The sequence below is a fragment of the Paenirhodobacter huangdaonensis genome (genome assembly GCF_004022465.1).
In the GTDB taxonomy this organism is placed as follows: Bacteria; Pseudomonadota; Alphaproteobacteria; order Rhodobacterales; family Rhodobacteraceae; genus Rhodobacter; species Rhodobacter huangdaonensis.
This window is the reverse complement of record NZ_SAVA01000011.1, coordinates 34,069-47,868: the sequence shown is the minus strand read 5'-3', so window position 1 is coordinate 47,868 and position 13,800 is coordinate 34,069. Positions and strand designations below refer to the sequence as shown.

The 13,800-nt window shown below is 67.6% G+C and carries 12 protein-coding genes; 10 read left to right on the top strand and 2 right to left on the bottom strand.

Annotation, left to right across the window (positions count from 1 at the left end; genetic code table 11):
- The first annotated feature begins 105 nt into the window (after window positions 1–105).
- The 4 genes from repA to EOW66_RS16560 all read left to right on the top strand — a co-directional run bounded on the left by repA (window position 106) and on the right by EOW66_RS16560 (window position 3,995).
- Window positions 106–1,299 carry a plasmid partitioning protein RepA gene (repA, locus tag EOW66_RS16575; protein WP_128157405.1) on the top strand — a complete coding sequence of 398 codons (1,194 nt, stop codon included), beginning with the start codon at window positions 106–108 and terminating at the stop codon, window positions 1,297–1,299.
- The gene (gene repB, locus EOW66_RS16570; RefSeq protein ID WP_128157404.1) at window positions 1,296–2,258 is read left to right on the top strand and encodes a plasmid partitioning protein RepB; all 963 of its coding nucleotides are present in this window, start codon (window positions 1,296–1,298) and stop codon (window positions 2,256–2,258) included. Before repA ends, repB begins: the two co-directional genes overlap by 4 nt.
- Window positions 2,259–2,431: 173 nt before the next feature.
- Window positions 2,432–3,613, top strand: coding sequence for a plasmid replication protein RepC (gene repC / locus EOW66_RS16565; protein WP_128157403.1), 1,182 nt, complete (start codon window positions 2,432–2,434; stop codon window positions 3,611–3,613).
- Between the two features lie 130 nt (window positions 3,614–3,743).
- The gene (locus EOW66_RS16560) at window positions 3,744–3,995 is read left to right on the top strand and encodes a WGR domain-containing protein (protein WP_128157402.1); all 252 of its coding nucleotides are present in this window, start codon (window positions 3,744–3,746) and stop codon (window positions 3,993–3,995) included.
- Between the two features lie 3 nt (window positions 3,996–3,998).
- Here the strand turns inward: EOW66_RS16560 and EOW66_RS16555 are convergent, their stop codons facing one another.
- Window positions 3,999–4,679: a GntR family transcriptional regulator gene (locus EOW66_RS16555; RefSeq protein ID WP_128157401.1), complete on the bottom strand. Its 681-nt coding sequence runs from the start codon at window positions 4,677–4,679 to the stop codon at window positions 3,999–4,001.
- A 118-nt stretch (window positions 4,680–4,797) separates the two neighbouring features.
- On the opposite strand from EOW66_RS16555, the gene EOW66_RS16550 reads away from it, so the two are divergent.
- Both EOW66_RS16550 and EOW66_RS16545 read left to right on the top strand, forming a co-directional pair.
- Entirely contained in the window at window positions 4,798–6,147 is a 1,350-nt protein-coding gene (locus EOW66_RS16550) for a glutamine synthetase family protein (protein ID WP_128157400.1), read from the top strand.
- On the top strand, window positions 6,147–7,469 hold the full coding sequence (locus tag EOW66_RS16545) for an NAD(P)/FAD-dependent oxidoreductase (RefSeq protein ID WP_128157399.1): 1,323 nt from the start codon (window positions 6,147–6,149) through the stop codon (window positions 7,467–7,469). Before EOW66_RS16550 ends, EOW66_RS16545 begins: the two co-directional genes overlap by 1 nt.
- A 40-nt stretch (window positions 7,470–7,509) precedes the next feature.
- On the opposite strand, the gene EOW66_RS16540 is transcribed toward EOW66_RS16545, so the two are convergent.
- Window positions 7,510–8,235: a GntR family transcriptional regulator gene (locus EOW66_RS16540; protein WP_164881165.1), complete on the bottom strand. Its 726-nt coding sequence runs from the start codon at window positions 8,233–8,235 to the stop codon at window positions 7,510–7,512.
- A 147-nt stretch (window positions 8,236–8,382) separates the two neighbouring features.
- Here EOW66_RS16540 and EOW66_RS16535 point away from each other — a divergent pair, with 147 nt between their 5' ends.
- The 4 genes from EOW66_RS16535 (at window position 8,383) to EOW66_RS16520 (ending at window position 13,793) form a co-directional block, all read left to right on the top strand.
- Complete coding sequence (locus EOW66_RS16535; RefSeq protein ID WP_128157397.1) at window positions 8,383–10,437, top strand: hydantoinase/oxoprolinase family protein; 2,055 nt, start codon at window positions 8,383–8,385, stop codon at window positions 10,435–10,437.
- Complete coding sequence (locus EOW66_RS16530) at window positions 10,434–12,155, top strand: hydantoinase B/oxoprolinase family protein (RefSeq protein ID WP_128157396.1); 1,722 nt, start codon at window positions 10,434–10,436, stop codon at window positions 12,153–12,155. Before EOW66_RS16535 ends, EOW66_RS16530 begins: the two co-directional genes overlap by 4 nt.
- A gap of 70 nt (window positions 12,156–12,225) precedes the next feature.
- A complete protein-coding gene (locus EOW66_RS16525) occupies window positions 12,226–13,221 on the top strand; it encodes a TRAP transporter substrate-binding protein (protein ID WP_164881164.1) in 996 nt (331 codons plus the stop codon).
- Window positions 13,221–13,793 carry a TRAP transporter small permease subunit gene (locus EOW66_RS16520; RefSeq protein ID WP_164881163.1) on the top strand — a complete coding sequence of 191 codons (573 nt, stop codon included), beginning with the start codon at window positions 13,221–13,223 and terminating at the stop codon, window positions 13,791–13,793. Before EOW66_RS16525 ends, EOW66_RS16520 begins: the two co-directional genes overlap by 1 nt.
- Window positions 13,794–13,800: the final 7 nt, after the last annotated feature.

Sequence of the window (13,800 nt, the reverse complement as noted above, 5' to 3'; positions counted from 1 at the left end):
GTGGGAAAAGGGCTTGCCCGAATCCCGATTCTGCCGCATTCATTTACGCCAAGCAGAGAAACAATCGCCAAAGAGCGTAACAAACGCTTCGGCTGAGGGCAGCACATGACGGAACAGACCCGGATTGACCGGCTCGTGGGCGAACATGCCGCGAAGCTTTCGGAGCGTTTGCTGGCGCATCGCGCACAGCTGTTCCCGCCCGATGCGCACAAGCAGCTGCGCCGGTTCACCTCGGGCGAGGTCGCCGATCTTCTGGGCGTCAAGGATGCCTATCTGCGCAAGCTCAGCCTCGAGGGCCGCGGCCCGCAGCCCGAGACCGGCCCCGGCGGCCGCCGTCTCTACACCCCCGACGACATCATGGCCCTGCGCCGGCTGCTCGAACAGGGCGCGAAGGTGCCGGGCACCTACCTGCCCGGCCGCCGCACCCATGCGGACGGCACCCGCGACCATCTGCAGGTGATCACCGTCATCAACTTCAAGGGCGGCTCGGGCAAGACCACCACCGCCGCGCATCTGGCGCAGAAGACCGCGCTCGACGGCTATCGGGTGCTGGCGATCGACCTCGACCCGCAGGCCTCGCTGTCCGCCCTGCACGGGTTCCAGCCGGAATTCGACCTGCTCGACGGCGGCACGCTCTATGATGCGATCCGCTATGACGAGCCGGTCGCCCTGCGCGAGGTGATCCGCAAGACCTATTTCACCAATCTCGACCTGATTCCGGGCAACCTCGACCTGATGGAGTTCGAGCACGACACCCCCCGCGTGCTTGCCGCGCGCTCCGGTCAGATGTTCTTTACCAGGATCGCCGAGAAGCTGGCAGAGGTCGAGGCCGAGTATGACCTCGTCATCATCGACTGCCCGCCGCAGCTTGGGTTCCTGACCATGAGTGCGCTGTCCGCCGCCACCGCCGTTCTCGTCACCGTGCATCCGCAGATGCTCGATGTGATGTCGATGTGCCAGTTCCTGCTGATGACCTCGAACCTGCTCGGCGTCGTCGCGGATGCGGGCGGCAACATGGAATATGACTGGCTGCGCTACGTCATCACCCGCTACGAGCCCGGTGACGGGCCGCAAAACCAGATGGTCAGCTTCATGCGGGCGCTCTTCGGCGAGCATGTGCTGAACCACACGGTGCTGAAATCGACCGCGATCTCGGATGCCGGGATCACCAAGCAGACGCTTTACGAGATCGACAAGTCGCAGTTCACCCGCGCCACCTATGACCGCGCGATGGAAAGCCTGAACGCGGTCAATGGCGAGATCGAGGGGCTGATCCAGAAAGCATGGGGGCGCGGATGAGCCGGAAGAACCTTCTCAGCGGGCTGATGGGCCCGACCGATCCGCAGGCCCCCTCCCCTGCCCCGGGTCGGACGATTTCGGGGCTCGACCCCGAGCGGCCGCGCTTTGCCCGCGGCGCGATCGGCGCGATCTCGCGCTCGGTCGCCGATCTGCAGGCCCGTGCCCTGGTCGAGATCGACCCGGCGCTGATCGACGCGGGCGGGGTGCAGGACCGGCTGGAAAGCGACGATGCCGAGGATGCGGCGCTGCGCGCCTCGATTGCCGAATACGGCCAGCAGGTGCCGGTGCTGGTGCGCCCGCATCCCTCGGCCGAGGGCCGCTATCAGATCGTCTATGGCCGCCGCCGGGTGCTTGCCCTGCGCGATCTCGGCCGGCCGGTCAAGGCGCTGGTGCGCGCACTTGATGACCGCGACCTCTTGATCGCGCAGGGGCAGGAAAACACCGCCCGCCGCGATCTGTCCTTCATCGAGAAGGCCAGTTTTGCCCGGCAGATGCGTGCCGCGGGCTATGAACGCAAGATCATCGGCGACACACTCTCGATGGACAAGACATTGATTTCACGTCTTTTGTCTGTGGCCGAGCGGGTCGCCCCCGAGATCATTGAGGCGATCGGTGCCGCCCCCTCGGTGGGGCGCGACCGCTGGCTCGCGCTCGCCGATGCGATCGAGGCGGGCGACCATGCCGCCTCCGAGGTGGTGGCGATGGTGAACCTTTCGGGCGGGGCCACCTCGGACGCGCGGTTCGAGGCGGCGCTTGCCTATGCCAAGGGCCCGAAACCCGTGCACAGCCGCCCTGCCCCGCAGCGCATCGACAGCGTGAACGGCATGCCGCTGGCCGAGGCCGAGCGCCGCGGCGGCCGCCTGACGCTGCGCTTCGAGAAGCGGCTCGACCGTGGCTTCGAGGACTGGCTTCTGACCGAACTTCCCGCGCTGCACCGCAAGTGGAGCGAGGGCGCATGACCCCGTTACCCGCAACCAAGGAGGCACGACCCGGCCAATAGAGAAAAGCCCCCCAGGACATGACATCCCGAGAGGCCCGTTCTTGATCTAGCACTCAAGAAATACAGGCCCGACGAATCTCTGTCAACATCGCATCTGCGGTGGCCGATTTCTTTTTGCCTCGTGAAGACCGAATGCAGCACATTTCCACGACGCCTTTCGGGCGGCGACCGGTTGCGGCTGGCCATCTGGCACAGCGCGCCCTGGCCGAGGCCCCCCTGCCCGCCTCGGCGCCCGACAAATGGGCGATCCTGCGCGACCTGACCGCGGCGCGCGCGGCCTTCGGCATCTCCGACCGCGATCTTGCCGTGCTCTCGGCGCTGGTCAGCTTCCATCCGCATCTGCAGCTCGCCGAGGGTGACGGCACCATTGTCTTTCCCTCGAATGCGGCGCTTGGCGAACGCACGCACGGCATGGCGGAATCGACCCTGCGCCGGCATCTTTCGGCCCTAGTGCGGGCGGGCCTCGTGCTGCGTCACGACAGCCCGAACGGCAAGCGTTACGCCGCGCGCGGGCTCGACGGCGGGCTGGCGGTGGCCTTCGGCTTCGATCTGCGTCCCCTCCTCGTCCGTGCGGCCGAGATTGCATCGGCGGCCGAGGCAGCGCGGGCGGCCAACCTGCGGCTGAAGCGGCTGCGCGAGGCTGTGGTGCTGCGCCTGCGCGACGCGACGAAGCTGATTGCCTTCGGCGAGGAGCTGGGCGGCAACTGGGACGCGCTCGCCGATCGTGCGCGGCTGATGGCCCGCAGCCTGCGCCGCAAGCTCGATACCGCGGCGCTTGAAGCCCTGGGGCTCGAGGCCGCCGACCTTCTCGATGCAGTGAATGCCCGTCTGGTTCCGATCGAAACAGAAGAAATGAGCGGCAATGCCCTCGATTCCGAGCGGCACATACAGGATTCAAACAGACTCCTCTATGAATCTGAACCTTCCAGTGAACAGGAAGGGCTGGCCGGGGCGGAGGCGCCAGAACCCGACCGGGAAGTGCCGAAGCTGCCGCTCTATCTTGTGCTGAAATCCTGTCCCGATCTTCTCGACTATGCGCCGCATGGGGTCGACAGCTGGCACGAGCTGGTGGGCGTTGCCGATTTCGTCCGGCCGATGCTCGGTATCAGCGCCGATGCCTGGCGCGAAGCGCGGGCGACGATGGGCGACGGCGCGGCGGCGGTGACGCTGGCCTGCATCCTGCAACGCGCCGCCGAGATCCGCAGCCCGGGCGGGTATCTGCGCTCGCTCTCCGCTAAGGCGGCGGCCGGTGGCTTCTCGCCGGGGCCGATGGTGATGGCGCTTTTGCGCGCCGACAACACCCGCGCGGCGTGATCGGTTGACAGCTGTCAACCGGCGCCGGTGGGTGGAGGGTGTTGACAGCTGTCAACTTTGCCGGCGCCGTGTCGAAGGGGGATTTCCTTGGCCGCGCGATGCGCTAGGAAGCGGGCACAAGGAGGCCCCCGTGCAGATCCGGCTCGAGAAGATCAACCACATCCGGCGCCAGCGCCGGTTCTACGAGATCAGCGTCACGCAGACGCTGTTCGGCGAGTGGTGCCTGGTTCGTCGCTGGGGGCCGATCGGCCGGGCCGGAGGCGGCAGCCTGACGGTTTACCTCGCCACGCTGCCCGAGGCCGAAGCCGCCTGCGAGCGGCTGAAGGCGTTGAAGCTGCGTCGCGGCTATGCGGTGATTCCGGTGCAGCTCGCGCTGTTCTAGCGCTCAGCGCGCGGTGGCAAGCATGGCGCGGCCGGCGCGGATCGACCCGTCATGGATGTCGCGCTCGAGCGCCACGCGCAGGGCCGCCGCGTCGCGGGCGCGCATCGCCGCCAGCATCTCCTTGTGATGGTCGACCATGGTGATCGCGGCGATATCCTCGATCACCTGACGCTGGAACGGCCCAAGTTGCAGCCAGATGCTCTCGATCAGCGGAATCGTCGCCTGATCCGGGTGCAGCGCGTAAAGCGTCTTGTGGAATTCCTGATTCATCCGGGTCAGCGCGTCGAGGTCATGGGCGGCGATCGCGGCATCCATCCGGTCATCGAGCGCGGTGAGCCGGTCGATCACCACCTCGGACAGATAGGGCAGGGCGCGGCCGGCGGCGTGGGTCTCGAGCAGCACGCGCAGTTCGACCAGCTCCTCGAACCGGCCCGGCGTCATCTGCGGCACCCGCAGCCGGCGGTTGCCGAGAACCTCGATCGCCTTCTCGGTGCTGAGCCGGCGCACCGCTTCGCGGATCGGCGTCGGGCTGAGACCAAGCGCCTGCGCGAGGCCCCGGAAGGTCAGCGCCGTGCCGGGTTTCAGTGCCCCCACCATCACCGCGTTGCGCAGCCGGGCATAGGCATGCTCCTGGGTCGTCATGCCCTCGGCGGGCGGGATCTCGGGCAGGGGGAAATCAGTCATCTGGGCCTTGGGATGCGGGAGGTCGCGGCGCAGAATGGCCCGGGACGAGGCTTGACTCAAGGGCGATTTCCTATCACAGATGAAAAAAAGATATCACAAAATTTCAGGGAGTATCACAATGAAGCCCGTGGACGCGACAGCCTGGCTGGCCGACCGCCCCGAAATCGAGACGATCTTCGCCTGCATCTGCGACCTGAACGGCGTGATGCGTGGCAAGCGCGTGCCGGTCGACCAGGTCGAGAAGATCGTCTCCGGCGGGCTGCGGATGCCGCTGTCGCTGCTCGGCATGGACATCTGGGGCGAGGACATCGAGGGCAACGAACTGGTGTGGGACACCGGCGATGCCGACGGGCTGTGCGATTTCACCGGCCGGCCGCTGATCCCGGTCGACTGGACGGCGCGGCCGGCGGCCTTTGCCCAGCTCTGGATGCGGACCGAGAACGGCGAGCCGTTTCCGGGCGATCCGCGCCGGGCGCTCGCGGCCATCGTCGAGCGCTACAAGGCGCTCGGGCTGACGCCGGTGGTGGCGACCGAGCTGGAATTCTACGTCGTCGATCCGTCGAATGCCGCGCCGCAGCCGCCGTGCTCGCCGGTGACCGGCAAGCGGCTCGACAGCGACGGGGCGTTGTCGCTCGACGAATTGCAGCATTTCGATGCCTTCCTGAACGAGGTCTATGACGCCTGCGCGGCGCAGGGCATTCCGGCCGATGCGGCGATCTCGGAAAACGGGGCAGGGCAGTTCGAGATCAACCTGATGCATGTGGCCGACCCGCTGGAAGCAGCGGACGACGCGGTGCTGTTCAAGCGGCTGGTGCGCGGCATCGCCCGCAAGCACGGCTTTGCCGCGACCTTCATGGCGAAACCCTATGGCGACCGTGCCGGTTCGGGGATGCATGTGCATTTCTCGCTGCTTGATGCCGAGGGCCGCAACGTCTTCGACAATGGCGGCGACGAGGGCACCGAGCGGATGCGCCACGCCGTCGCCGGTCTGATCCGGACGATGGCCGAGAACACGCTGGTCTTCGCGCCGCACGAGAACTCCTATCGCCGGCTGCTGCCGGGCTCGCATGCGCCGTCCTCGGTCGCCTGGGGCTATGAAAACCGCACCGTGGCGATCCGCATTCCGGGTGGCAGCCACAAGGCGCGGCGGATCGAGCATCGCGTCGCGGGCGCCGATGCCAACCCCTATCTGGTGCTGGCCTCGATCCTTGGCGGCGCGCTTCTGGGCATCGAGGGGCAATGGGAGCCGCCCGCGCCGCTGGTGGGCGACGCCTATACGCAGGTGATCGAGACCCTGCCGCCCGACTGGGCCTCGGCGATCGAGGCCTTCGAGAAGGGCGTGCATGTCGAGCAGGTCTTCTCGAAGCGCCTGCGCCGGATGTTCGTGCAGTGCAAGCTGCAGGAGCTGCGCCGCTTCACCCGCCACGTCACCGATTTCGAATATCACTCCTACCTGGAAGCCGTCTGATGAACGCCAACTCCCCGTTTCCGAACCACCCCTATGCCGGCACTGGCGCCCATACCGGGAGCTATTATGCCGCCTCGGCCAATCCGGCGCCGCTGCGCGCCGAGCTGACGGGCACGCATGAGACCGATGTCTGCGTGCTTGGCGCGGGGTTCTCGGGCCTGTCGACGGCGCTGCATCTGGCCGAAAAGGGCTACAAGGTGACGGTGGTCGAGGGCGCGCGGATCGGCTGGGGCGCGTCCGGCCGCAACGGCGGGCAGATCGTCAACGGGCTGAACGCCAGCCTGCAGACGATCGGCCGGCGCTATGGGGAGGATGCGGCGAAATTCGTCGCAAGTCTGGTGACCGAGGGCGGCGACATCATCCGCGAGCGCATCGCCACCTATGACATCAAATGCGATCTGAAGCAGGGCAATGTCTTTGCCGGGCTGACGCAGGCGCATCTGCGCGAGCTCGAGGCGCGGCGCAAGCTGTGGCGCAGCTATGGCATCGAGAGCCAGGAGATGCTGAGCCGCGACGAGATGCGCCAGCACGCCGCCTCGGACCTCTACACGGGCGGGATGATCGACCACAAGGGCGGCCATATGCACCCGCTGAACCTTGCCCTTGGCGAGGCGGCAGCGATCGAGCGGCTTGGCGGCACGGTCTTCGAGATGTCGCCGGTGATCTCGGTCGACACCGCCTCGGCGCAGCCGTCGCTGAGCACGGCGAAGGGCAGGGTGGTCGCCAAGGTCATGGTGCTGTGCGGCAACGCCTATCTCGGCCATGTGGTGCCGACGCTCGAGTGGCGGGTGATGCCGGTCTCGACCCAGGTGATGGCGACCGAGCCGCTTGGCGAAAAGCTGGCGCGGCAGCTGATGCCGTCCGACGTCTGCATCGAGGACGTGCGCTATATCCTTGATTACTATCGCATGTCGGCGGACAACCGGCTGCTGTTCGGCGGCGGCACCGTCTATGGCGGCACCGATCCGAAGGACATCAAGGCGAAGCTGTGGAAGAACCTCGAGAAGGTCTTCCCGCAGCTCAAGGGCACGAAGATCGACTATGCCTGGTCGGGGAATTTCGCGCTCTCGTTCTCGCGCGTGCCGCAGATGGGCCGGATCGGCGCCAATACCTATTTTGCGCATGGCTATTCCGGCCATGGCGTGACCGGCTCGCACACTTTCGGGCGGATCCTGTCGGAGGCGATCCACGGCGACCAGAGCCGCTTCGACATGTTCGCGAAGATGCCCTGGATCCCGTTCCCGGGCGGGCGGATGTTCCGCGTGCCGTATTCGGTCATCGGCTCGTGGTGGTACGCGGTGCGCGACCGGCTCGGCGTGTAAGGCGGCCGGAAGGGCAGGGGGGCCACGGCCCCCCGGCTGACTAGCCCGGGACCGGCATCTTGCGCGTCGCATCGGGCGACAGCACGGTCGCCACGATCCGGTTCCGGAACAGCTCGACATGGCGGGCGGCGACACGTTCGGCGCTCTCGCTGTCCTGATCGCGGATGAGGGCGACCATCTCGCGGTGATCGGCAATGGTCTGGTCGAGATGGTGTTGCAGCCGCGCCTTGCTGCCGTCATGCTCGATGAAGCTGACATGCCCCACCCGCATGCCCTCGATCAGCGCGCGTTCATAGGCGTGATGCAGGTGGCGCGAATGCGCGGCCTCGCTGATCGCCAGGTGAAAGCGGAAGTTCATCTCGTTGAGCGCATCGACATCGCGCCGCGGCGCGGCCTGTTCGAAGCCCTGCGCGGCGGCCTCGATCTCGTGCAGTTGCGCGGGGGTGCGGCGCAGCGCGGCGAGCGTGGTCTGCGCCCGCTGCAGCAGGTCGAGTGATTCGAAGAAATCCCGCAGATCGAAGAGATTCATCGCCGCAACGCGCGAGCCGCGGCCGCGCACCGCCTGCACCAGGCCCTCGGCGGTGAGCCGGATCAGCGCCTCGCGCACCGGGGTCCGGGACACCTCGTAGCGGGCCGAGATCTCCAGCTCGTCGAGATCCGATCCGGGCTTCAGCTCCAGCCGCAGAATCGCCTGTCGCAGCATGCGGTAGACATGTTCTGCCCCGCGTTCCGCTGCCGGTTTCGTCGCCGCGGCTTTTTTTGTCATGTTCTCGCTCTCGCTGCACGCTTTCCAAGCGCTGGTATACAGCCGCGCATGTGCATTTTCCAAGAAGGAATGGAGACGAATCTGAGTTGTTGACAGGTTCACATTATACAGTGTGTATTTTGAGGAAATACTGGAAGGATGCATAACATGTCCGAAACTTGGACGATCGGCGTCGATGTCGGGGGCACGTTCACCGATCTCTGTGCCATCGAGAGCGGCAGCGGGCGCATCGCCCTGAACAAGGTGTCGAGCACGCCCGCCAACCCGGCGGAGGCGATCATCGCCGGGCTCGACGCGCTGGCCGAGAAGGCGGGGTTCGATCTCGCCGACGTCCGCGCCATCGGCCACGGCACGACGGTGGCGACCAATGCGCTGATCCAGCGCACCGGCGCGAAGGTGGCGATGGTGACCACCCGCAATTTCCGCGATCTGGTCGAGATCGGCCGGCAGATCCGGCCGAAGATGTACGATCTGAAGGCGGATTTCCCGCCGCCGCTGGCACCGCGCCATCTGCGCTTCGAGGTGAGCGAACGGGTGGGCGCCGACGGCGCCGTGGTCGAACCGCTGGACATGGACAGCGTCGATGCGGTGATCGCGGCGCTGCGCGCCGAAGAGGTCGAGGCGGTCGCCATCGCCTTCCTCTTCGCCTATCTCAACCCGGCGCATGAGCAGGCGGTCAAGGCGCGCATCGCGGCGGCGATGCCGGGGGTTGCGGTCTCTGCCTCGTCCGACGTGATGCCGGAATTCCGCGAATACGAGCGGTCGTCCACGACCCTGCTCAACGCCTATCTGCAACCGGCCTTCGCGCAGTACATGCGCACGCTCGAGCGCGAGGTCGCGGCGCGCTCGCCGGTCTCGAGCCTTGGGGTGAACCAGTCGAGCGGCGGGCTGATGTCGGTCGAGACCGCGCGCGAGTTTCCGATCCGGACCGCGATGTCCGGCCCGGCGGCGGGGGCGAACGGGGCGATTCACACGGCGCTGCAATCGGGCGTGGCCAATGTCATCACCTTCGACGTCGGCGGCACCAGCGCCGATGTGGCGCTGATCCGCGAGCGCACGATCGGGCTTGCCTTCGACCGCGACGTGGCGGGCTTCCCGGTGCGGATGCCGATGGTCGACATCAACACCGTGGGCGCGGGCGGCGGCTCGCTGGCCTGGTTCGACCGCGACGGGCTGATGAAGGTCGGCCCGGCCAGCGCCGGCGCCCGGCCCGGCCCGGCCTGCTATGGCCGCGGCGGCGATCAGGCGACGGTGACGGACGCCAATGTGGTGCTGGGCCGGCTCTCGACCAGTGGTCTTCTGGGCGGCGACATGTCGCTCGATGTCGACGCCTCCTTCCGCGTCGTGGGCGTGGTGGCCGCGCGGCTCGGCTGCAGCGTCGAGGATGCCGCGCGTGGCATCCTTGACGTGATGGCCGCCAACATGGTGCGCGCGATCCGGGCGATCTCGGTCGAGCGCGGCCACGACCCGCGCGATTTCGTGCTGATGCCCTTCGGCGGCGCCGGGCCGCTGCATGCCGAGGCCTGCGCGCGCGCGCTCGGGATCCGGCAGATCCTCGTGCCGCTCTCGCCGGGCATCCTGTGTGCGCAGGGGTTGCTGGTCTCGGGCCGGTCGGAAAGCCTGGTGCGTTCGCAGCGCATCACGCTGACGGCGGCGGCCGGTGCGGTGCTGTCGCGGCTGGCCGAGGAGATGCGCGCCGAGGCCGAGACCTGGTTCGAGGCCGAGGCGATCCCGGTGGCCGAGCGCAGCACGACGCTGGTCGCCGACATGCGCTACACCAGCCAGAACTACGAGCTGCAGATCCCGGTTTCCGGCGCGCTCACCGACCTCGACGCGCTGAAACAGGCGTTCTTCGACGCCCATGCCCGCGCCTATGGCTTCTTCAACCCGGAGGACCCGGTCGAGGTGATGGCGCTGCGCCTGACCCCGCAGGGCGCGCGGCCGAAGATCGGTGCGCCGCCGCCGCGCGACACCGCCTCGCGCACGCCGCAGCCCAAGGCCCGGCGTCCGGTCTGGTTCAGCGGCCCGGCCGCGCTCGAGACCCCGGTCTATGACCGGGCCGAGCTGGCCGCCGGCGCCGAGCTGACCGGCCCCGCCGTGATCGACCAGTTCGATTCCACCCTGCTGCTGTTCCCGGGCGATGTCGCGCGTGTCGACGAAGCCCGCAACATCCTGATTACCCGTGGAGAAACCGAGCTTTGACCCGTCATGACACCCCCACCGCCCCCGCCGCCGCGGCGCCGGGCGGACCCGATCCGATCACCGTCGAGATCGTCGCCTCGGCTTTCCGCTCGGTGGTGGACGAGACCTTCATCGCGCTGATGAAGAGCGCCTATTCGACCAACATCAAGGAGCGTCACGACCACTCGACCGCAATCTGTGACCGCGAGGGGCGGCTGATCGTGCAGGCCGAGATGTCGCTGCCGATCCATCTGGCCTCGATGACCGGGCTGATGCAGGCGGTGCTGGCGCGCTATGCGCCCGAGGAGATCCGCGAGGGCGATATCTTCGTGGCGAACGATCCGCATGTGGCGGGCGGCACCCATCTGCCCGACATCAATTATGCCGCGCCGATCTTCGTCGCGGGCCGGCTTCTGGGCTTCGTGTGCAACATCGCCCACCACGCCGATATCGGTGGCATGGTGCCCGGCTCGATGGCCGGCGGCATGTCCGAGATCTATCAGGAGGGGCTGCGGATCCCGGTGGTGCGGCTGTTCCGGGCGGGCGAGCTGCAGCAGGACATTCTCGATCTGCTGTTGCTGAATGCCCGGATCCCCGAGGAACGCCGGGGCGATCATTTCGCGCAGATCGCCGCCTGTCGGCTGGGGCTGCGCCGGGTCGGCGAGATCGCCGAGCGCTATGGGGTGGAGCTGATCGAGCAGGTCTGGGCCTCGCTGCTGAGCCGGACCCATGCCCGGATGCGCGCCGCCATCGCCGGTCTGCCCGACGGCGTCTATCGCTTCGAGGATGTGATGGACGATGACGGCTGCGGCACCTCGGACATTCCGCTCCGGCTCGAGATCACGGTGAGCGGCGACCGGGCGGTGTTCGACCTGCGCGGCTCGGCGCCGCAGGTGCAGGGCAACATCAACCTGACCCGCAATGCCGCGAAGGCCGCGGTCGCCTATGCGCTGCGCACGCTGCTCGACCCCGAGATCGCCAATAACGAGGGCATTCTCGAGTGCTGCGAACTGCTGACCGAGCCCGGCAGCATCGTCGATTGCATCGCCCCGGCGCCGGTGGCGCAGCGGCTCAACACCTCGCAGCGGCTGGTCGATGTGATCATCGGCGCGCTGGCCCCGGCGCTGCCGGATGCCGCCGTCGGCGCCGCCAACGGCGCCAACACCACCGCCGTGTTCTCGGGGATCGACCCGCGCAGCGGCAAGCCCTATCTCTATCTCGAGACCCTGGGCGGGGGCGCCGGCGGGCGCAATGACCGCGACGGCAAGGACGGTGTGCAGGTGCATATCACCAATACCTCGAACCTGCCGATCGAGGCGATCGAGACCGAATACCCGCTGCGGGTGCTCAGCTACGGCTTCGTCGAGGATTCCGGCGGGGCAGGGCGCTATCGTGGCGGCGCGGGCCTGCGCCGGGTGATCGCGCCGGTGGATCACGACTGCACCTTCAACGGCGCGGGAGAGCGGTTTGCCAATGCGCCCTGGGGGATCTTCGGCGGGGGCGCGGGGCGGCCGGGCCGTTTCGTGCTGCAAGGCGAGGCGGGCGAGACGGTGCTGGTCGCCAAGCCTTCGGCGGTGCCGCTGCGCCGCGATCAGGTCATCGTGGTCGAGACCCCGGGATCGGGCGGCTATGGCCCCGCCGCCGAACGCAGTGCCGAGGCCGTTGCCGAGGACACGCTGTCGGGCAAGTACAGCCCGGCCTTCCTCGACCGGAACTATCCCGCGCAACGACGCGGATGAGCGTGCCCGGGGCGGTTGCGGCCGCCCCGGACATCACCGATCACGACAAGACCAACAGGGAAATCGAGACATGCTGAAACTGCTGACCAAACCACTTCTCATCGGGGCGCTCGCCATCGCCGCACTGCCGGCCCGGGCGCAATCGGTCACCTGGGATCTGGCCAACGAATACCCGCCGAATTCGGTCCATGCGCAATCCGCCGACACCTTCATCGAGACGCTGAAGCAGGTCTCGGGCGGCGACATCGTGGTGACTGCGCATCACGGCGCGGCGCTCGGCTACAAGTCGCTCGACCAGTATGATGCCGTCGGCGACGGGGCGCTCGACCTCGCCTCGTCCTTCGCGACGCCCTGGTCGGGGATCAACCCGGTCTTCGTGCTGTCCTCGATCCCGTTCTTGGTGACGACGCCCGCCGAAGAGCGCCTGCTTTACGAGATCGCCAAGCCCTATTACGAGGCGGTGCTCGAGCGCGACAACCAGGTGCTTTTGTTCGCCACGCCCTGGCCGCCGAGTGGGCTTTGGGGCAACAAGCCGCTCGATTCGATGGACGCGCTCGCCGGTGTCAAGCTGCGCACCTATGACGCCAATGGCACGATCACCTTCGGCAACACCCCCGCGACGCCGGTGCAGCTGAGCTGGGCCGATACCGTGCCGCAGCTCTCGACCGGGGCGATCGACGCGGTGCTGACCTCGGCCGATGGCGGCTCGGCCTCGCAGCTGTGGGAACAGCAGTCGCATTTCACCGAGGTGAACTATGCGATGCCGCTGCAATTCGTGCACATGAACCGCGATGCCTACGAGGCGCTGAGCGACGAGCAGAAGGCCTGGGTTGCCGAGGCGGCGAAGGCGGCCGAGGATTTCGGCTGGAACCTGCTCGCGGACCGGGTGTCGCAGAACTACGCCGAGATGAAGAGCCACGGCATGACCGTCGTCACCGATGTCGATCCCGCCTATATCGCGGCGCTGACCGAGGCCGCGAAGCCCGCGCTTGAGGAGTGGAAGGCGAAGATGGGCCCGGACGCCGAGGCGATCCTCACCGCCTTCGAAGCGAAACGCGCGCAATGATGAGCGCCTCCGACACCCGAGACATCGCCGGCCGGAACCGGCCGGCGATGCTCTTCCAGCGCGGCGTCTTTGCCCTGTCGCAAGCCGCCGCGGCCGTGGCCGCGCTGCTGGTCGTCGGCATGGTGCTGCACATCTTGCTGGAAATTGCCCTGCGGATGGTCGACCGCTCGACCTTCGTGCTTGACGAGGTGGTGGGCTATGCGATCGCCGGCGCCACCTTCCTGTCGCTCGGCTATGCCTTCGAGCATTCGGCGCTGGTGCGCGTCGGGCTGCTGGTTGACCGGCTTTCGGGCCGTCCGCGCCGGGTGCTGGAAACGATCTGCGGCCTTGCCACGCTCGCCGTGACCTCGCAGATCGGCTGGGTGATTGCCCAGTCGGCGCTGCGCAGTTTCGCGCGCGGACGCACCTCGAGCTCGATCGCCGAGATCCCGCTCTGGATTCCCGAGGCGGTCTGCGCCGCCGGGCTGATGATCTTCAGCCTCCAGGTCTTTGCCTGGACCCTGCGGCAGATCTTCGACCTGCCGGGTCCGGTGCCGCCGGGAGACATCGACCCACTTCAGAACGACCTGTAACGACAGG